Below are 381 nucleotides of genomic sequence, written 5' to 3'. Positions count from 1 at the left end.
ACCGGTACTAATAGGCCGATAACTTACACCACACACTCTTCCCGTGAACGGATTCAAAAGACGTTCACACCAGGGGGAGGGTACAAAGAAACAAGACTGCTTGCGTCCACTATGTGGTTCCCAAACAACAAACCCGTCACCGACGGCACGTTGCGACAGGAACAAAACCACAACAAAATAACAACACCACACCTGCGGCCACACGCCGCAGCGAACATGTTGTAACCACAGATTTCCCCACCCCCGCCAACAGCGGGCCGGTGGCGGAGCAAGGGTTACGGCGGTCATAGCGTGGGGGAAACGCCCGGTCCCATCCCGAACCCGGAAGCTAAGACCCACAGCGCCGATGGTACTGCACCCGGGAGGGTGTGGGAGAGTAGG

1 rRNA gene is annotated in these 381 nt (G+C 57.5%); it reads left to right on the top strand.

Annotation, left to right across the window (positions count from 1 at the left end):
* Positions 1–276: 276 nt before the first annotated feature.
* A 5S ribosomal RNA gene (gene rrf, locus AC1DDH_RS20780) occupies positions 277–381 on the top strand; the annotation flags it as partial.

The organism is Arthrobacter sp. 10T425 (assembly GCF_056393985.1).
Note: the sequence above shows the minus strand (reverse complement) of the source record. Positions and strands in the feature narration are given on the sequence as shown.